This window comes from Sphingomonas sp. Marseille-Q8236, from assembly GCF_965112005.1.
Genome location: NZ_CBCOPO010000001.1, coordinates 2,095,499 through 2,112,941 on the forward strand (window position 1 = coordinate 2,095,499; position 17,443 = coordinate 2,112,941).

At 66.9% G+C, this 17,443-nt stretch carries 19 protein-coding genes and 1 pseudogene; 16 read left to right on the plus strand and 4 right to left on the minus strand.

The window, feature by feature from the left end; translation table 11 throughout:
- The first annotated feature begins 50 nt into the window (after nt 1–50).
- Nucleotides 51–1,430 carry a hypothetical protein gene (locus ACWPWT_RS10050; RefSeq protein WP_454279524.1) on the plus strand — a complete coding sequence of 460 codons (1,380 nt, stop codon included), beginning with the start codon at nt 51–53 and terminating at the stop codon, nt 1,428–1,430.
- Between the two features lie 47 nt (nt 1,431–1,477).
- Nucleotides 1,478–1,816: a DUF3140 domain-containing protein gene (locus ACWPWT_RS10055; RefSeq protein ID WP_454279525.1), complete on the plus strand. Its 339-nt coding sequence runs from the start codon at nt 1,478–1,480 to the stop codon at nt 1,814–1,816.
- A 184-nt stretch (nt 1,817–2,000) separates the two neighbouring features.
- Here ACWPWT_RS10055 and ACWPWT_RS10060 read toward each other — a convergent pair whose 3' ends face one another.
- Nucleotides 2,001–3,755, minus strand: coding sequence for a fatty acyl-AMP ligase (locus tag ACWPWT_RS10060; protein WP_454279526.1), 1,755 nt, complete (start codon nt 3,753–3,755; stop codon nt 2,001–2,003).
- Between the two features lie 128 nt (nt 3,756–3,883).
- On the opposite strand from ACWPWT_RS10060, the gene ACWPWT_RS10065 reads away from it, so the two are divergent.
- From ACWPWT_RS10065 to ACWPWT_RS10085, 5 genes and pseudogenes are all read left to right on the plus strand, one after another.
- A complete protein-coding gene (locus tag ACWPWT_RS10065) occupies nt 3,884–4,408 on the plus strand; it encodes a regulatory protein RecX (protein WP_454279527.1) in 525 nt (174 codons plus the stop codon).
- A gap of 136 nt (nt 4,409–4,544) precedes the next feature.
- Entirely contained in the window at nt 4,545–5,114 is a 570-nt protein-coding gene (locus ACWPWT_RS10070) for a cold-shock protein (RefSeq protein WP_454279914.1), read from the plus strand.
- Between the two features lie 5 nt (nt 5,115–5,119).
- On the plus strand, nt 5,120–5,611 hold the full coding sequence (locus tag ACWPWT_RS10075) for a DUF192 domain-containing protein (protein ID WP_454279915.1): 492 nt from the start codon (nt 5,120–5,122) through the stop codon (nt 5,609–5,611).
- Between the two features lie 295 nt (nt 5,612–5,906).
- On the plus strand, nt 5,907–6,299 hold the full coding sequence (locus tag ACWPWT_RS10080) for an NADH:ubiquinone oxidoreductase subunit NDUFA12 (RefSeq protein ID WP_261269080.1): 393 nt from the start codon (nt 5,907–5,909) through the stop codon (nt 6,297–6,299).
- Between the two features lie 203 nt (nt 6,300–6,502).
- Nucleotides 6,503–6,736, plus strand: a pseudogene (locus ACWPWT_RS10085) (DUF2155 domain-containing protein); the annotation flags it as partial.
- Between the two features lie 35 nt (nt 6,737–6,771).
- On the opposite strand, the gene aat reads toward ACWPWT_RS10085, so the two are convergent.
- From aat to ACWPWT_RS10100, 3 genes are all read right to left on the minus strand, one after another.
- Nucleotides 6,772–7,530: a leucyl/phenylalanyl-tRNA--protein transferase gene (gene aat / locus ACWPWT_RS10090; RefSeq protein ID WP_454279528.1), complete on the minus strand. Its 759-nt coding sequence runs from the start codon at nt 7,528–7,530 to the stop codon at nt 6,772–6,774.
- Nucleotides 7,527–8,240: a ParA family protein gene (locus tag ACWPWT_RS10095; RefSeq protein WP_454279529.1), complete on the minus strand. Its 714-nt coding sequence runs from the start codon at nt 8,238–8,240 to the stop codon at nt 7,527–7,529. The genes aat and ACWPWT_RS10095 overlap by 4 nt, the downstream gene beginning before the upstream one ends.
- 106 nt (nt 8,241–8,346) lie before the next feature.
- Complete coding sequence (locus tag ACWPWT_RS10100; protein WP_261269077.1) at nt 8,347–8,733, minus strand: hypothetical protein; 387 nt, start codon at nt 8,731–8,733, stop codon at nt 8,347–8,349.
- 158 nt (nt 8,734–8,891) lie between these two features.
- Between ACWPWT_RS10100 and ACWPWT_RS10105 the strand changes: the two genes are divergently transcribed.
- From ACWPWT_RS10105 to ACWPWT_RS10145, 9 genes are all read left to right on the plus strand, one after another.
- Nucleotides 8,892–9,857, plus strand: a complete 966-nt coding sequence (locus tag ACWPWT_RS10105) for a cysteine synthase A (RefSeq protein WP_454279530.1) — start codon at nt 8,892–8,894, stop codon at nt 9,855–9,857.
- A 108-nt stretch (nt 9,858–9,965) separates the two neighbouring features.
- Complete coding sequence (locus ACWPWT_RS10110; RefSeq protein WP_454279531.1) at nt 9,966–10,193, plus strand: hypothetical protein; 228 nt, start codon at nt 9,966–9,968, stop codon at nt 10,191–10,193.
- 427 nt (nt 10,194–10,620) lie between these two features.
- On the plus strand, nt 10,621–11,145 hold the full coding sequence (locus ACWPWT_RS10115) for a division/cell wall cluster transcriptional repressor MraZ (protein ID WP_454279532.1): 525 nt from the start codon (nt 10,621–10,623) through the stop codon (nt 11,143–11,145).
- Nucleotides 11,142–12,122, plus strand: coding sequence for a 16S rRNA (cytosine(1402)-N(4))-methyltransferase RsmH (gene rsmH / locus ACWPWT_RS10120; protein WP_454279533.1), 981 nt, complete (start codon nt 11,142–11,144; stop codon nt 12,120–12,122). The genes ACWPWT_RS10115 and rsmH overlap by 4 nt, the downstream gene beginning before the upstream one ends.
- The gene (locus ACWPWT_RS10125) at nt 12,119–12,784 is read left to right on the plus strand and encodes a hypothetical protein (RefSeq protein WP_454279534.1); all 666 of its coding nucleotides are present in this window, start codon (nt 12,119–12,121) and stop codon (nt 12,782–12,784) included. Before rsmH ends, ACWPWT_RS10125 begins: the two co-directional genes overlap by 4 nt.
- Entirely contained in the window at nt 12,781–14,499 is a 1,719-nt protein-coding gene (locus ACWPWT_RS10130) for a peptidoglycan D,D-transpeptidase FtsI family protein (RefSeq protein WP_261269071.1), read from the plus strand. Before ACWPWT_RS10125 ends, ACWPWT_RS10130 begins: the two co-directional genes overlap by 4 nt.
- A 10-nt stretch (nt 14,500–14,509) precedes the next feature.
- Nucleotides 14,510–15,940 carry a UDP-N-acetylmuramoyl-L-alanyl-D-glutamate--2,6-diaminopimelate ligase gene (locus ACWPWT_RS10135; RefSeq protein ID WP_454279535.1) on the plus strand — a complete coding sequence of 477 codons (1,431 nt, stop codon included), beginning with the start codon at nt 14,510–14,512 and terminating at the stop codon, nt 15,938–15,940.
- Nucleotides 15,937–16,068 (plus strand): hypothetical protein, encoded by a 132-nt coding sequence (locus ACWPWT_RS10140; RefSeq protein WP_261269069.1) that lies wholly within the window; start codon nt 15,937–15,939, stop codon nt 16,066–16,068. Before ACWPWT_RS10135 ends, ACWPWT_RS10140 begins: the two co-directional genes overlap by 4 nt.
- A complete protein-coding gene (locus tag ACWPWT_RS10145) occupies nt 16,065–17,438 on the plus strand; it encodes a UDP-N-acetylmuramoyl-tripeptide--D-alanyl-D-alanine ligase (protein WP_454279536.1) in 1,374 nt (457 codons plus the stop codon). Before ACWPWT_RS10140 ends, ACWPWT_RS10145 begins: the two co-directional genes overlap by 4 nt.
- The last annotated feature ends 5 nt before the right edge of the window (nt 17,439–17,443 follow it).

The window sequence follows — 17,443 nt, forward strand, 5'->3', positions numbered from 1 at the left end:
ATCGGCTTTGGCCGCATCGCGCGCATTCGCCATCATTCCGCGCGCGAGCCATGACCCGAGCCCATACCCATCGCCTGCGCATCATCGTCGCCGCCCTGATCCTGTTCGGGCTCAGCGTGATCGTCTTCGCGCCCGGCTATGTCGAATATGACAGCGTGGGCCAATATGCGCAGGCGCTGACCGGTGACTATGACGACTGGCATCCCCCGATCATGGCGCGGCTCTGGTCGCTGTTCCTGGGATGGGGCGCGACCCCGATGCTGGTGCTGCAACTTGCGGGATGGTGGCTGGGGCTGGCGGGTATCGCGACGGCGATCGCCGACCGGCGACCGCGCGCGGCGCTGGGTGTGCTGGCGATCGGTCTGGTGCCGCCTTGGCTGGGCTGGCAGGTCGCCATCCTGAAGGACGCGCAGATGACCGGCGCCCTGCTGGCGGCGACGGGCATGATCGGCTGGTGGCGCTTGCGCGGGCGTAAGGTGCCGCGCTGGGGATGGGCGGTCGCCAGTCTGTTCCTCGTCTATGCCACGCTGGTCCGGGCCAATGCGATCTTTGCCGCCGCCCCGCTCGTCGCATTGCTAACCGCGGAGCGTTGGGGCAGCCGGATCGCGATCGTCACCGGGTTGACGCTGGCTGCATTGGCGCTGTCTCCGTTCGTCAACCACCGGCTTCTCGGTGCCGCGCCCAGCGGCGTCGCGCGATCGCAGGCGCTTTACGACCTTGCGGGCATCGCGGTGCGGGTGCCCTATGACCCGCGGTTGGGCTTCTCGTCGCAGGAGGTTGCCGAGATGCGCGCGAAGCAGTGCGTCCGCGCCTTTTTCTGGGATTCGCTGGGCGAGCCCTCGCGCTGCGGCGATCGGTTGAATCGGTTCGACACCATGCCGCCCGGTCGGCTTTATGCGCGGCTGGCCCCGGCGATCCTGCACCACCCGCTCGCCTATGCCGCGCAGAGGGTGGCGCACGTCAATTCCACATGGCGGCTTTGGGTACCATCCCGCTGGCCCAATGCCGCTCCGCCCGAGGGCGCCGAGCCCAATGGCTATCATCTGGGTCAGCCGGGCAAGGTGGCGGTGGCGTGGCAGCATATGGCATCCAGTTTCGTCGATCTGCCGATCATGTGGCCGATCGTCTGGATGATCGTCGCGGCGGGCGGGTTGGCGGTGACGCGGGGCGATGGGCTGGCGGGGGGGCTGTTCGGGTCGGCGCCGGGGCTGGGGGGGGGCTTCCTGGTCATCAGCGTGGCGTCGGACTTCCGCTATCACCTCTGGGCGGTGGTGGCCTGTGCGCTGGGCATGATCCTTGCCAAGCCATGGCGCGGCGACCGGCCGATCGTGCGCGCCACGATGGCGGCGCTGGCGGTCGTGCTGGTCATGGGCGGAATCGCGCGTGCGACCCTGCCGGTGCCGCCACAAAGCTATGAAGGAATGTTGTGAGCCCGATACGCGGCCGGCGGCGTTGACCCCGCCGAAAGGAGCCGCGCATGGCCGAAGATCACGAGCAGATTTATGCGGATTTCAAGGAGGTCGTGAACATGGCCCCCACCGAACTGGAGAAGTTTCTGGACACCGACGAATCGAAAGAGGTCGGCCAGAAAAAAGGCGGATCGGACGAAAGCGTCGGTCATGAGTCGGGCCGCAAGATCATCGCGATCAAGCACAAGAAGAAGGCGGACCTGACGGACGACGATTATGCCCATATGAAGAAGGTCGTCGGCTATGTGCACCGGCATCTGAAGCAGGGTGGCCCGGACAAGGATGCCGAGCATTCGCCCTGGCGCTACTCGCTGATGAATTGGGGCCATGATCCGCTGAAGGATTGAGACGCGCCCCACACCTTACGCTTCCTTCACCCCGACTGGGCCCCGGTCTTCGTCGGGGTGGCGGATTGGAGAGTGCGGCCCTTGGCCCTCGACTTCGCTCAGGCTGAACGGACGGAGGAGCGCTGGACAAAGAAAAAGGGCCCGGTCTTTCGACCGAGCCCTCCGAAACCTCGTGATAGGAAAATCAGGCCGCGACGTCGTACGGCTTGATCTCGCCTGCCAGATACAGGTTGCGCGCCTTGGCGCGGCTCAACTTGCCCGAGCTGGTGCGGGGCAGGGTGCGCGGCGGGATCAGTTCGATCACGCAGTTCATGCCCGTCACCGCGCGCACGCGCTCGCGAATCTCGTCGCGCAGGCGCAGCCGTTCCTCGTCATCCGAGCTGCGGCACTGGACCAGCACGGCAGGGGTTTCCTCACCGCCCGGCGTGGTGATCGCGAAGGCGGCGATGTCGCCCGCCTTGAAGCCCGGCAGCTGCTCGACCGCCCATTCGATGTCCTGCGGCCAGTGGTTGCGGCCGTTGACGATGATCATGTCCTTGGCGCGACCGACGATGTAGATATAGCCCTTGGACATATAGCCCATGTCGCCGGTATCGAGCCAGCCATCGACCAGACAGGCATCGGTCGCCTCCTGATCGCGGAAATAGCCGACCATTACCGACGGCCCCTTGCACCACACCTTGCCGATCGCACCGTCGGGCAGGGGGGTGCCGTCCTCCTCGCGGATTTCGATCACCATGTCGCGCGCAGGCTTGCCGCAATTGACGATGGCGCGGAAGCGCTGCGGCCGGTCGGTGCCACGCGCGCCGCCCGAAAGCTGGGTTTCCTCGACCAGTTCGACGCGAATGCCCTCACCCGGCGGCATGATCGACACGGCCAGCGTCGCCTCGGCCAAGCCGTAGGAGGGCAGGAATGCCGTCGCCTGGAACCCCGCATCGGCAAAGGCATCGACGAAAGACTGCATGACGTCGGGGCGGATCATGTCCGCGCCGTTGCCCGCGATCCGCCAGCGCGACAGGTCGAAACGGTCCGACGCCTTGGTCTGCGACGAGATTCGGCGCGCGCAAATGTCATAGCCGAAGGTCGGCGAATAGCTGACCGACGTGCCCGGATTGCGGCTGATCATGTCGAGCCAGGCGAGCGGGCGGCGCGCGAAATCCTCGGTCTTAAGATAGTCGGTCGAGACCTGGTTGGCGATCGGCGACAGGAAGCAGCCGACCAGGCCCATGTCATGATACCAGGGCAGCCACGAGACGCAGCGGTCGCTCTCCTGGATTTTCATGCCATGGCTGTGCGCGGCCAGATTGTTCAGCAGCGCGCGGTGGGTGATCGCCACGCCATGCGGGAAACGGGTCGAGCCGCTGGAATATTGCAGATAGGCGATCGCCTCGGGATCGGCCTTCGGAAGCATGGCCTCCGGCGCTTCGCGCTGCGCGAAACTATCCCAGTCGATCCCCTCGACGCCCGCGGCTTCGGCGGCGGCGCCCCCCATCTGCGCCAGTTCGGGCGGGAAGATCAGCATCTTGGGGTCACAGCTCGCCAACTGGACGCGCAACTGCTCGATATAGCTGTCGCGCCCGCCGAACGAGGTGGGCAGCGGCAACGGCACCGGCCAGGCACCCGCATAGATCACGCCGAAGAAGAGAGCGGCGAACTCCGCCCCCGTCTCGGCGACCAGTGCGATCCGATCCTCGGGCTTCACGCCGCTGGCGATCAGGCGACGAGCGCAGGTCAGCGCGTCCTCGCGCAGTTCGGCAAAGGGATAGGGGCGGTTCAGGACCCCACGCGCGTCATGGAAATTCAGGCCGCGCGAGCCCGAGGCGGCATAGTCCAGCGCCTCGCCCAGCGTGTCGAAGTCGGCGAAGCGGCGGGGGCGCGCATCCTCGGTCGGCGTCGCGATGATGGCGCGCGCGTCGTCCTGATGGTGCTCGATCGTCATGGCCTTGCCTTCGTTCCTTATGCTTTTGCGCCCCCGCACCGCAGTCGGCGGGGACGAATGAATCTTTTCCGCCGCGGATAGCGGCTTCCCGCGTTCTAAATCCGGTGTCACTGTGGCACAAACAAGGCGTGTCCGCCGAACGTCGCCCGCCAAAGCCTCTGGATCCCCGATCCCTGGAGCATCTTGCCCTGCGCTATGTCGAGCGATTTGCGACGACCGAGGGCAAGCTGGTCGATTATCTGACGCGAAAGCTGCGGGAACGTGGCTGGTCGGACACGGAATCGCCTGCACCACGAGAGCTGGCGGCGCGGATGGTCGCGCTCGGCTATATCGACGATCGTGCCTATGCGGAGGCGAAGGCGGCCTCGCTCGCGCGGCGGGGGTTGGGGGCGCGGCGGGTGCGCCAGGCCCTTCAGGCGGCACGTGTCGGGACGGAGGATCATGAGGCGATCGCGCCGCAAATGGCGGAGGCCGCGCGCGATGCGGCGCTGGCCTTTGCCCGGCGCAAGCGAATCGGTCCTTACGGCGATGGCGAGGCGGACCGGGCGGTCCGGGAGAAGCAGTTCGCCGCGATGATGCGCGCCGGCCATGGATCGACCCTGTCCCGTCGGATCGTTTCCGCCGCCCCAGGCGAGACGATCGACGATGATTAGTCCTTACATCCCAATCGTATCGCGCGCATCGGCGGGACTATTGCGCCGCGATCGTCCCACTGCGGACCAGTGAATGTGACAGCATTGCATTGCAGGCGCGAACAATGATGCTAGCAATAGTATCAAGGGTGCGATGATGCTGGATGAAACGCCAATCAACGGGGGCGGCATCGACGGCGAGACGGCGGATACGGCCGTAGGGCTGGCGGGGGTCGTCAAATGGTTCGACGTGACGCGGGGTTTCGGCTTCGTCGTGGCGGACGATCCGCTTTACGGCGACGTGCTGGTGCACTTCACCGTCTTGCAGCCGCATGGCCGCCGGAGCCTGCCCGAAGGTGCACGGGTCGAACTTGTGGCGGTGCGTGGCGGCAGAGGCTATCAGGCGCGCCAGGTCGTCTCGATCGACCTCACCCATGCCGTTCCCGAGGTTGCCAAGCGTCCGCGTGCGACCGACCGGATCGACCCCGTCGCGCTGGTGGCCGGAGCGGGAGAGCCCGAATCTGTCGCGGTCAAATGGTTCAATCGCCTGAAAGGCTATGGCTTTTTGCTGAGGGGGCGCGACGGGGCGGATATATTCGTGCATATGGAAACGCTACGGCGCGGCGGCATCATCGATGTCCAGCCGGGCCAGCCGCTGCTCGCACGCATCGTCGAGGGGCCGAAGGGGCCGCTGGCGGTCGCCGTGACCGAAAGAAGCGTGGCGTGAAGCGGATGACGTGGACGGGGCATGCGGCGGCGCTCGCCCTGATGCTGGCGGGGACCGGGCTGGCCGGCTGCTCCAAGGACGATGCCTCCTCGACACAGGCCGGGCAGAAGGTGGTGACCATTCCCGTCACCGTGACCACCGGGCAGGGCAAGCACGTCTTTCTGGTCGAACCGGCGCGGACCACGGCCGAGCAGGCGCAGGGGCTGATGTACCGCACCGACCTGAAGCCCGATGGCGGTATGTTGTTCGCGCCCTATCCACCCGAGGGCGGGGGGCCGCGCGTGGCGGAATTCTGGATGAAGAATACGCCGACGTCGCTCGACATCCTGTTCATCCGCGCCGACGGGACGATCGCGCGGATCGCGGAGAATACCCCGCCGTTCAGCGAAGGCAAAATCCCTTCGGGGGAGCCGGTGGCGGCGGTGCTCGAACTGGTCGGTGGTCGCGCGGCGGAACTGGGGATTTCGGAAGGCGATTCGGTTTCCTGGCCGCGCTGACGCGGTGCGCTTCATTGTCTCTCCTGCAAAACCATTGCGAGATTCTCGATACTATCCCGGCCGACGCCGGGGTGGCGGTGGAGGCCAGGGGAGGGAGCAAACCCCGGCGGAGGGGCTTCGTGCTAATATGCTCTTGCGGCACGCTACTTCACCATGGCTGTGATGGCCCTGCCCCGGCGGGGAGGACTTGTGATGCGCTTCCCGGCCATTTCCAACCGCCCCGCCGCATGTCCATCCGATGCTCGGCGTGCGAACGCGGTTGAAGGGCGGCGATAGCCGGGCTACACGGCGCGTCATGGGCATCAACCTCAATCCCTTCACCTGGTGGAACGGCGCCACCATCGGCACCTGGTTCGGTCTGCGCGGCAAGGCGCAGGTGGGCGAGGATGCGCACGGCAATGTCTATTATGAGGGCGGCAGCGATACCGCCGGTCGTCCGCGCCGTTGGGTGATCTATAACGGCCCCAACGATGCCAGCCGAGTCCCCGCGGAATGGTTCAGCTGGCTGCATCATCAGGTCGAGGACGTGCCCGATCGTGCGCTTCCTCCGCGTCGCGCGTGGCAGAAGCCCGCCATGCCCAACATGACCGGCACCGCCATGGCCTATCGCCCATCCGGGGCGCTGGAAAAGGGCGGCCAGCGCGCCGCCGCGACCGGCGACTATGAAGCCTGGACGCCCGAGGGGTGAAGAAGGCTGACTGGCTGGCCGGCGCTGTGCTGGCCGCCGCACTGGGTGTCGGGGGCTGGTTCGGCTATCAGTCGCTGACCCATAAGGGCGCGCCCTCCGCCGACGAATCGGCGGTCAGCCAGATCCTGCCCGACCGCCCCGGCGGGTCGGGAATCGAATCGGTCGACGCCGGTCAGGCGGCGCTTCCGACCGGCGGCACGCCGATGGCGCAACGGGTCGCGGTGATCGGCCTGCTGAACAAGCGCAACGGCGTCTCCCGCGACCTGACGCTGAAACCCGGCCAGGCACTTCGGGTTGGTGACGTCGTCGTTCGCCTGCGGGCGTGCGAAAAGACCGCGCCCTGGGAAACCGAGCAGCTGACCGGCGCCTTCGTCCAGCTCGACATACGCGGCGCGAATCAGCGTTGGCAGCGTGTCTTTTCGGGATGGCTCTACAAGGAACGTCCGGCGCTCAACGTCGTCCAGCACCCGGTCTATGACGTCTGGGCCAAGAGCTGCACGATGTCCTGGCCGGAGACCGGGCCCGATACCGTTTCGTCGGCCGCCCCCGTCGCGGCCCCCAAGCGGTCGAGCGCGGCGAAGTCGCCCGGCGCCGACACGCCCGATGCGGACGCCCCCGGCGCGACGACCCCGGCCAATGCATCGGACAATAGCGCGACATAATCGTCGCGCCCGATCTCGACCGCGCCCATGGTCGACAGATGCGGCGTCTGGAACTGGCAATCGAGCAGGCTGTATCCCCCGGCGCGCAGCCGCGCGATCAGCCAGACCAGCGCGACCTTGGAGGCATCGGTTCGGCGGCTGACCATCGACTCCCCGAAAAAGGCGCGCCCCAGGCTCAGGCCGTAAAGCCCGCCGACCAGCTCGTCCCCGTCCCAGCATTCGATCGAATGCGCGAAGCCCATGTCGAACAGATCGATGAACACCCGCTCGATGGCGTAGTTGATCCAGGTCTCGGGCCGGTCGGGCACGCTTTCGGCACAGAGGCGGATGATCGATTCGAACGCCGTATCGGCCGTCACCCGGAAACGGTCGTTCGCCACCGTCTTGCGCAGCGAGCGGGACAGGTGAAAGCCGTCGAGCGGCAGGATGGCACGCTTGCGCGGCTCCACCCAATAGACATGCTCGGTATCGCGGGTGTCCGCCATCGGGAACACTCCGACGGCATAGGCACCCAGCACCAGATGGGGGGTCAGCCGCTCGGTCGCGCCGGATCCCTCATGACGGCTCATAGCGTCGCCAGACGCCGTTCGATCGCCTGCCACAACTGGGCATAGGCCTTGGCGGCGGTGCTGCGCGGGGCGAAGCTGCCCAGTGGCGCGCGGTGCTGGCCCATCGCCTCGACCGCGCTGGCCATCGGAATGACGGGCCAGTCGGGATGCGCCGCCAGCGCGTCAGCGTGCAGCCTGCGGCGACGATCCGCCATGACATGAACCGGCATCAACGGCACCCGCCCCCGGACATGCCCATCCACCACTTCCAGCGCGCGGGTGGCCAGGGCTGAGGGGACGACCGGCACCACGATCAGGTCGACCGCGCGCAGCATCTGTTCGGTGGTTTCGGTCAACCCCGGCGGGCAGTCGAGCAACACGCGGTCGAAGCCGTCCAGGCGCTCGATCAGCTTGCCGAGCCGCTTCCTCTTGTCGATCCTTTGAAACAGCAGGTCCAGCCCACGCAGCGAATCGTCCGCTCCGATCATCGATAGTCGGGGGATGGCGGTGGGGCGGATCAGGCGATCGACCGCGACATCCTGACTGAAGATCGCTTGGGCCCGGTCACCCGATGCGGCCCCGCCGAGCAGCCAGGTGGAGGCGGCCTGCGGGTCGAGATCCCATAACAGGGTCCGTCGTGCCGCGAGCATGGCCGCGCACCACGCCAGATTGACGGCCATGCTGGTCTTACCCACGCCGCCTTTCAGGCTGTAGATCGCGATCGCGGCCACTATTCCTCCGCCCTCCCTGACGCCACCCCACGAAAAAGGCCGACGGAGGTATCTCCGCCGGCCGGCTTTCGATCAAGTCCCTATCGTCGGCGGACCGACGGCAGGATCAGATGTGGCAGGTCTGCGCCGCCTTTTTCGGCGTGGTCAGGGTGATCGCCTTTTCGTCACCCGTCATCTTCCAGCCGCCCTCGGCGGTCAGCGGTTCGCCGGCTGCGGGTGCCTTCAGCACCACCGGCGTCTCGCCTTCCTTCAGGCGGACATTGGCCTGCTTGTCGCCCTGGAAGAAGGTGACGAAGACGAGGCTGTTGTCCTTGCAGCGGAAGCTCTTGTCCGCCTTGATCGCGGGGGGCAGTTCCACCGGCGCGCGGTTGGCGAGGATGTTGGCCATCGGGTCGGGATTGGTATCGACGACCTCGGGCTGGCTGGGCTTGGAGTCGCATGCCGCCAAAGCGAGCAGCGGTACGGCGATGAAGACGGGGAGGAGGCTTTTCATAGCGGGAAACTACTTCGCAAATGCAGCAACCCGGCGTCAAGCACGACATGCATCGCCATGCCGAATGTCCAACATTCGCCCTCGATATGCCTCGCGCTTGCGGGTCCCCAAGCAAGGCTTTGCTTGCCGTGTCGCGGGGCAGGGGCCATCTAGCGGATATGCACGTGAACCCCGACACACTGGCCCTGATCGGCAACACCCCCCTCGTTCGCCTCAAGGGGCCGAGCGAGGCCACCGGCTGCGACATTTACGGCAAGTGTGAATTTGCCAATCCGGGCGCCAGCGTGAAGGATCGCGCCGCCTTGTTCATCGTCGAGGATGCCGAGGCACGGGGGCAGTTGCTTCCGGGCGGCACCATTGTCGAGGGGACGGCGGGCAATACCGGCATCGGCCTGGCGCTGGTCGCCAATGCCAAGGGCTATCGCACCATCATCGTGATGCCTGAGACGCAGAGCCGCGAGAAGATGGATACGCTGCGCGCGCTGGGGGCCGAACTGGTGCTGGTACCCGCCGCGCCCTATTCGAGCCCCTGTCACTTCGTCCACACCTCGCGCCGCATCGCGGAAGAGACGGACAATGCGATCTGGGCCAACCAGTTCGACAATATCGCCAATCGCCGCGCGCATATCGTCGGGACCGCCGAGGAAATCTGGAACCAGATGGAAGGCCGGATCGACGGCTTCACCTGCGCGGCGGGGACGGGTGGCACCCTTGCCGGCGTGGGCCTGGGCCTGAAGGCGCATGACGAATCGGTGACGATCGCACTCAGCGACCCGCATGGCGCGGCGCTGTACGACTATTATGCCCATGGCGAGCTGAAGTCCGAGGGTTCGTCGGTCGCCGAGGGGATCGGTCAGGGGCGGATCACCGCCAATCTGGAAGGGGCGCCGGTCGATACCCAATTCCGCATTTCCGACGCCGATGGCTGGCACTGGGTGCAGCGGCTTTTGACCGAAGAGGGGCTGTGCCTGGGGCTGTCATCGGGTATCAACGTGGCCGGCGCAGTCGCGCTGGCGCGCACGCTGGGACCGGGTAAGCGTATCGCAACCATTTTATGCGATACGGGGTTCCGCTACCTCTCCACGCTGCACAATCCGGCGTGGCGAGCGGACAAGGGGCTGTAAATAAGGGCCCTTTTCCGAAGGTCGACAGCATGCCGGGGACAGGGTAATAACATCGCATACATGAAATCACCCGACCATCATCATATCATGCAACGCGTGAAAGTCGGTATGATCGGCCTGGCTTCGGTTATCCTGCTGATCGCGGTCGCCAGCACCATTCTGGGTTCGCTCAATCGCGACGAGCCGCCCGTGGCCGCCGCCGGTGCGGCCCAGTCCAACATGGTCGCCGATATGGCGATGACCAACGGCAATGCGCCGAGCAACGAGCCCCTGGCCGAACTCGGCGTCGCCCCGGCACCCGTGAACGCGCAGGCTTCCGCCGACGCCGGACGCTGATCGGCGCATCCGGCGTTGGCCAGCGGCCCCGAGTGGGCGCCGACCGGAATCGCGAATCCTATTCGTCAGAGTCGCTTGTTCGAAGCGCCCAATTTGCGCCGATCGACTCCGCTTTCGCGGTTAACTCCCGCTCCTCGGCGACTCTTTTTTATGGGCCCGGAAACGCGCGGGGAAAATCGGGGAAATCGTGCCTGAAGGGCTGATTCAGGCCACTCTGCCGTTACTTCCTTGATCGTCCCATCCCGTTCTTCGCCCAGCCGTTCGTCGCATATTCCATGTTTTGGGAGTAGTTTCCCCGGTTATCCCCAAAAATCCCGTTGCCTCCCGGTTCTGCTATAGGTAGACCCATTTCCAACAGAGGGGCAGGCTCACTGTTATCCAGAAATGGTCGGAATGCGGCTCGGGTCGGGTTCCGAAACGGTGGGGCATGCGCGCCATGTGCGAGGTTGGCGTGTCCGAAAGGGGTTTGTATCAGGGAAGTGGCATTGGCCTTGTCGACGACAAGGGCCGCGTCGCCATCCCTAATGCGCTCCGCTCCACGCTGGCTCAAAATGCGCCGCGCCCTGATGGAAAAGATGGCGGAACCATCATCATCGCGGTCCACGAAACCGAGCGTTGTCTGATCGCTTATGATCCGGGTTATGTTGCCGTGCTGAAGAAGGAACTGGACGCGCGGACCGAGATGTCGCGCGGGCCGGACGGGCGCATCGACTATAATATCAAGCGCGACCTGGCGAATGGCGAGGCGGTGCCCTTTGACGGGTCGGGCCGTTTCATCATGCCGGGCTTTCCCCGTTTCCATGCCGGGATTGCGGGCCATGCCTTTTTCTGGGGTACGTTCGACTATATCGAAATCTGGGATCCCAAGACGCTGGTCGACACGCCGGGCCTGCCGCCGAAGATGATCTCGGCCGCGCGCTTCCATTGCCATGAAAAGGGGATCGCGCTGTGAGCCCCGCCGTCAACGACGCTCCGCACATCCCCGTCCTGCTCGACGAAGTCCTCGACGCGCTCGCCATCCTGCCCGGCGAGACGCATGTCGACGGCACGTTCGGCGCGGGCGGCTATACGCGTGCGATGCTCGCCAAGGGGGCAAAGGTCATCGCCTTCGATCGCGATCCCGATGCGATCGCCAATGGCCAGGCGCTGGTCGCGGCCGTGCCCATGCTGACCCTGGTCCATCGCGAATTTTCGGGGCTGGATCAGGAATTGGCCGAGCCGGTGGACGGTGTCGTGCTCGACATCGGCGTATCCTCGATGCAGCTCGATCAGGCCGAGCGCGGCTTTTCGTTCCAGGGGGACGGGCCGCTCGACATGCGCATGGCGCAAGAAGGCGAATCGGCGGCGGATTTTCTGAACACCGCCGATGAGGCCGCTATCGCCGACGTGCTGTATCATTATGGCGAAGAGCCGCGCTCGCGTCGGGTGGCGCAGGCTATCGTTGCCGCGCGTCCGCTGACCCGAACCGGCGATCTGGCCGCCGTGGTGCGCCGCGCGCTGGGCTATCGTCCGCATGACAAGAAGGATCCGGCGACCCGGACCTTCCAGGCGATCCGCATCCATGTGAACCGCGAACTGGACGAACTGGCCGATGGGCTGGCGGCGGCGGAGCGCGCGTTGAAGCCCGGCGGACGGTTGGTGGTGGTGACGTTTCACAGTCTGGAAGATCGCATGGTCAAGCGCTTCTTCCGCGAGCGGGCCGGGCAGATGCCGGGCGGATCGCGCCACCTGCCGGAGCAGGCGGCCACGCGTGCGCCGAGCTTCACGAACGTCGGCAAGGCGATCCGCGCAGGCGAGGCCGAACTGGCCCGCAATCCGCGCGCGCGGTCCGCGACGTTGCGGTTTGCGACACGAACGGAATTCCCCGCCTGGTCGGCGGGGCAGGGGCGGGCGCCGGGGGGCGAGTTGGGTCAGGAGTGGGGCGTATGACGGCGGCGTATCGGTTGAAGGGGATCGGGTGGTTCGGGAGCTGCGTGGCGGTCGTCCTGGGCTTTTACCTGGTGTCCCTGCAGGTGGCGGCGGAGCGCAAGAAGCTCGACGACGTCAACGTCCGCATCCGCACCGCCGAGCGTGACATCCGTGCGCTGGAGACCGAGTTCGACACACGCGCCAATCTGGTCCAGCTCGAAAAGTGGAACGGCGATACGCTGGCGCTGACCGCGCCGGTCGCCGGGCAGTTCGTGGGTGACGAGGCGCAACTCGCCTCGCTCGACGTGACGCGCGGGCCGGAATCGGGTGCCGTCCAGACCGCCTTGCTCGTCCCCTCGCAGCCCGTTCCGGTCGCCCAGCCGGATGCGATGGCCGCCGTCCCCGCTGCGACCAAGCCCTCCGCACCCGCCCCCGTCGTGCAGTTGGCGAAGGTCGAGCTGCCCAAGCCGCAGGTCGTGAAGGCCGTGGCCGAACGCATCGTCGCGCGCGGCGATGCGGCCAAGGCCGGGAAGCCCGCCCCGATCGCGACCGTGCGCACCGCCGCCGCCGTGGCCAAGGTGCGTCCGCAGGCGGTCGCCATGCTCGACCGCCAGCTTCTGTCCGACACGACGCTTGGCGACATTCTGAAGGGGGCCAAGTCCGAATCGCGGCGGCGGCATTGAGCGTTCTCGTCGCGCGTCCCACCGGAACGCAGCGTACCGCCGGCCAGCGCCATGCGCTGGTCGCGACGACGCATATGCGATTGATGATGTTGATGATGCTGTTCGGCGCGGCGGTGGTCGTCGTGATCGGGCGGCTGATGCTGCTGGCGGTGTTCGCCGGCCCGGCGGATGCGGCGGCGCGGACCGCGACGCTGGCCGCGCGCGGCGACATCGTCGATCGCAACGGCGCGCCGCTCGCGCGTACGATCGATAGCTGGACCATCGCGGTCCATCCCAAGAAGCTGATCGGCGATCCGATGGATATCGCCGCGCGCCTCGCCGCGCTGATGCCTGATCGCGGGGACCAGGCTTGGTTCTACAACCAGCTGACCCGCAAGGCCAATTTCGTCTATCTGCAACGCCGCGCCAGCCCGACCCTGGTCGAGCAGGTCAATGCCATCGGCGAGCCGGGCCTGGTTTTCGACCGCGAGACGCAGCGGCTCTATCCGCAATCCACGCTCGCCGCGCATGCGCTGGGCTTCCTGTCGACCGATGGGCACGGCATGAGCGGCATGGAGCGCGTTCTCGACGAGCGGCTGCTCAACCCGACCCAGGCGGGCAAGCCCGTCGCCCTGTCGATCGACACCCGCGCGCAGGCCGCGCTGGAGAGCGAACTCGGTCGCGCCATGAACACCTTCGCGGCGCGCGGCGGCGGCGGCATCATCCTGGACGTGCATACCGGCGAGGTGATCGCGATGGTCTCGCTGCCCACCTTCAACCCCAACCGGGTCGGCATGGCGGGCACCGACGAACTGCGCAACATCACGACGCAGAGCGTGTTCGAACTGGGTTCGACCTTCAAGCCGATCACCATGGCGACCGCGATGGAGAATGGCGTCGTCACCTCGATGCAGCGGCGCTTCGACGCGACCCATCCGCTGAAGGTCGGCGGCTATACCATCCATGACGAGGCGGGCGATCCGAAGCGTTGGCTGAACATGGCCGAGACGCTGATCTATTCGTCCAACATCGCCACTGCGCGCGTCGCCGACGAGATCGGGCCGCAGCGGATGCAGGCGATGTTCCGCAAGCTGGGCTTCGATACCAAGCCCGACATTGAACTGCGCGAAAAGGGGCGTCCGCTGCTGCCGACCTATTGGGCGCGGACCACGACGATGACGACGGCCTATGGCCATGGCATCGCGGTGACGCCGCTCCATCTGGCCTCGGCCTATGCCGCGCTGGTCAACGGTGGCATCTGGCGGCCTGCGACGTTGTTGAAGGTCGAAGCCGGCCACGGCGCCGCGGGACGCCGGGTGTTGAGCGAGGCGACCAGCTACAAGATGCGCCAGATGTTGCGTCTGATCGTGATGCGCGGCACGGGTCGCAAGGGCGATGCGCCCGGCTATCGCGTCGGGGGCAAGACGGGTACCGCGGAGGCGGCGGTCGCGGGTGGCTATGATCGGTCGCGCAACGTGGCTACCTTTGCCGCGGCGTTCCCCATGGATGCGCCGCGCTATGTGGTGCTGGCGATGCTCGACTCGCCAAAGGGTACGAAGGAGACGTTCGGGTGGAAGACCGCAGCCTGGAACGCCGCCCCGGTGGTCGGGCGGACGATCGCTCGGGTGGGCTCGATGCTGGGCGTGGTGCCCGACGCCAACAAGGATGTGGACGTGTCCGACATTCTGCCCACGCTGTGGCAGGATCCCAAGGCGCCGCCGACGGATGGGCGATGAGGCTGGCCGCATGAAGCTGAATCAACTGGACCATGGCATCACGGGCGAGGGCGGCGACGCCCTCGTCTCCGGTTTTGCGATCGACCATCGCAAGGTCGCGCCGGGCACCATCTTCGGCGCCTTTCAGGGCGCGCGGGTGAATGGCGAGGACTTCATCGCCGATGCGGTGCGCAGCGGCGCGGTAGCGGTGGTCGCGCGGCCCGGCGCGACGGTGGAGGGGGCGGTTCATATCGCCTCGGACGAGCCGCGTGCGGCCTTTGCCCGGCTGGCGGCGGCGTTCTTCGCGCCCTTCCCGGCGACGGCGGTGGCGGTGACCGGGACCAACGGCAAGACCTCGACCGTCGAGATGACGCGCCAGCTCTGGCGGATGGCGGGGCATCACGCCGCCTCGATCGGGACGCTGGGCGTCACCACGGCGGATGAGCGGACCTATACCGGGCTGACCACGCCCGATGTCGTTACCTTCCTGTCGAACGTCGCCGGGCTGGCGCGCGAGGGGGTGACCCATCTGGCATTCGAGGCGTCGAGCCATGGCTTGACTCAATATCGCACCGAAGGGCTGACGGTATCGGCGGCAGCCTTCACCAATTTGTCGCGCGACCATCTCGACTATCATGGCGATATGGGCGCCTATCTGACCGCGAAGATGCGGCTGTTCTCCGAAGTGCTGTCGCCCGAGGGGACGGCGGTCGTCTGGGCCGATGACGTGCAGAGCGGTCGGGTCATCGACCTGGCGCGGGCGCGCGGCAACAGGCTGGTCACGGTCGGCGAGCGGGGCTCGACGCTGAAGCTGATCGAGCGGCATCCCACGCTGCTGGGTCAAGGCCTGGTGATCGAGGACGAGCAGGGGACGGTGCACAAGGTCCAGTTGCCGCTGATCGGCGCCTATCAAGCAGCCAATGCACTGGTTTCCGCCGGGCTGGTCATCGCGACCGGGGGCGACGTGGCGAAGACCATCGCCGATCTCGCCCGGTTGCAGCCGGTGCGCGGACGGCTGGAGCGGGCGGCCATCGCCAAGAGCGGCGCGCCCATCTATGTTGATTATGCGCACACCCCCGATGCGATCGAGGCGGCGATCGCCGCGCTCAAGCCCCATGCGGGCGGGCGGCTGATCGTGGTGCTGGGGGCGGGCGGAGACCGCGATCCGGGCAAGCGCGAGGTGATGGGGCAGGTCGCGTCGATGCACGCGGACCGGGTCATCGTCACCGATGACAATCCCCGCACAGAAGATCCCGCCGCCATCCGTGCCCAGGTCATGCGCGGCGCGACCGGTGCGATCGAGATCGGTGACCGCCGCGACGCCATCGCCGCCGCCATCGCCGAGGCGGGCGAGCAGGACATCGTCCTGATCGCGGGCAAGGGGCATGAGCAGGGGCAGATCATCGGCGACCTCGTCCTGCCCTTCGACGATGTGGCGGTCGCGCGGGAGTGCGCGGCATGACGGCCAAGCCGACGACGAAGACGCCCCCCGCCCAGACCAGCGATACCGCGCCGTCGGAGACGCCCGCGCGGGTCCGCCCCAAGCTGTCGCTCCATTATGGCGCCTCTTCGAAGGGGGAGGGAAAGTGAGCCTTTGGACCGCTCAGGAGATCGCGCAGGCGACCGGCGGCACCGCTTCGGGTGACTTCGCCGTGTCCGGCGTCGCCTTTGACAGCCGCGAAGTGGGGCCGGGCGACCTGTTCGTCGCGATGTCGGGGGAGGCGACCGACGGCCACCGCTTCCTCGATCAGGCTTTTGCGCAAGGGGCGACGGGCGCGCTGGTCAGCGCCGATACCGACCACCCGCATGTGCGTGTCGCTGACAGTTTCCATGCATTGGAGGATCTGGGACGTGCGTCGCGCGCGCGAACGCCGGCGACGATCATCGGCGTCACCGGATCGGTCGGCAAGACCAGCGCCAAGGAAGCGCTCTATGCCGCGCTGGAGCGTGGCTGGCGCGGGGCGGTGCACCGCTCGGTCAAGAGCTACAACAACCATACCGGCGTGCCCCTGAGCCTGGCGCGGATGCCGCGCGAGATGCGCGCGGGCGTGTTTGAGATGGGGATGAACCATGCGGGGGAACTGACCGCGCTGACCGCGATGGTGCGCCCGCACATTGCAATCGTCACCGCCATCGCCCCCGCGCATACCGAATTCTTCCCCGACGAGTCCGCCATCGCGGATGCCAAGGGGGAAATCTTTCGGGGGCTGGAGCCCGGCGGCACCGCGATCATCCCCTATGACAGCCCGCATCGCGAGCGGCTGATCGCGGCGGCCAAGCCCTATGCCGAGCGGATCGTGACCTTCGGCTTCACGCCGGAGGCTGATGTCCGCGCGGTCGAGGCGATGCGCGGGCCGACCGGTGGCAGCTTCGTCACCGCGCGGCTGGGCGCACGGGAGTTGAACTTCACCCTGTCGCAGCCGGGACGCCATTGGGTGTCCAACGCGCTGGCCGTATTGGCGGCGGTGGATGCGGCGGGCGGCGATCTGGGGCTTGCCGGGTTGGCGCTGGCCGAAATGGGTGGCTTGCCCGGACGTGGCGCGCGGTTCCGTGCGGGCAATGGCGCGCTCATCATCGACGAAAGCTACAATGCCAATCCCGCCTCCATGCGCGCGACGCTGGCGGTGCTGGCCGAGGAGCCAGGCCGCCATGTCGCGGTGCTGGGCGAAATGCGCGAGCTGGGTGAGGATTCCGCCGACTATCATGCGGGCCTGGCCGAGCCGATCCTGGCCGCGCGCGTCGAAAAGGCGCTGCTGGTCGGTAAATCGATGACGCCGCTGGCGGCTGCGCTTGAGGGGCGGGTCGATTTCGTCCATGTGGCCGATGCGAAGGCCGCGCGCGAGGCGCTGGCCACGATTGTCGCACCCGATGACGTGGTGCTGATCAAGGGATCGAACGGGGTGGGGTTGGCGCGTGTCGTAGCCGCCCTGCGCGACGAAATCCGAACGGGCGGGGCGTGAGTTAG

Bases quoted from the DNA above. Each gene is read 5' to 3' on its own strand.
- ACWPWT_RS10125 (WP_454279534.1), top strand. From the start codon at position 12,119: ATGACGGCGGCGTATCGGTTGAAGGGGATCGGGTGGTTCGGGAGCTGC.
- ACWPWT_RS10140 (WP_261269069.1), top strand. From the start codon at position 15,937: ATGACGGCCAAGCCGACGACGAAGACGCCCCCCGCCCAGACCAGCGAT.
- ACWPWT_RS10100 (WP_261269077.1), bottom strand. From the start codon at position 8,733: ATGAAAAGCCTCCTCCCCGTCTTCATCGCCGTACCGCTGCTCGCTTTG.
- aat (WP_454279528.1), bottom strand. From the start codon at position 7,530: ATGAGCCGTCATGAGGGATCCGGCGCGACCGAGCGGCTGACCCCCCAT.
- ACWPWT_RS10135 (WP_454279535.1), top strand. From the start codon at position 14,510: ATGAAGCTGAATCAACTGGACCATGGCATCACGGGCGAGGGCGGCGAC.
- ACWPWT_RS10115 (WP_454279532.1), top strand. From the start codon at position 10,621: ATGCGCGCCATGTGCGAGGTTGGCGTGTCCGAAAGGGGTTTGTATCAG.
- ACWPWT_RS10105 (WP_454279530.1), top strand. From the start codon at position 8,892: ATGCACGTGAACCCCGACACACTGGCCCTGATCGGCAACACCCCCCTC.
- ACWPWT_RS10075 (WP_454279915.1), top strand. From the start codon at position 5,120: ATGACGTGGACGGGGCATGCGGCGGCGCTCGCCCTGATGCTGGCGGGG.
- ACWPWT_RS10070 (WP_454279914.1), top strand. From the start codon at position 4,545: ATGCTGGATGAAACGCCAATCAACGGGGGCGGCATCGACGGCGAGACG.
- ACWPWT_RS10060 (WP_454279526.1), bottom strand. From the start codon at position 3,755: ATGACGATCGAGCACCATCAGGACGACGCGCGCGCCATCATCGCGACG.
- ACWPWT_RS10055 (WP_454279525.1), top strand. From the start codon at position 1,478: ATGGCCGAAGATCACGAGCAGATTTATGCGGATTTCAAGGAGGTCGTG.
- ACWPWT_RS10110 (WP_454279531.1), top strand. From the start codon at position 9,966: ATGATCGGCCTGGCTTCGGTTATCCTGCTGATCGCGGTCGCCAGCACC.
- ACWPWT_RS10050 (WP_454279524.1), top strand. From the start codon at position 51: ATGACCCGAGCCCATACCCATCGCCTGCGCATCATCGTCGCCGCCCTG.
- ACWPWT_RS10080 (WP_261269080.1), top strand. From the start codon at position 5,907: ATGGGCATCAACCTCAATCCCTTCACCTGGTGGAACGGCGCCACCATC.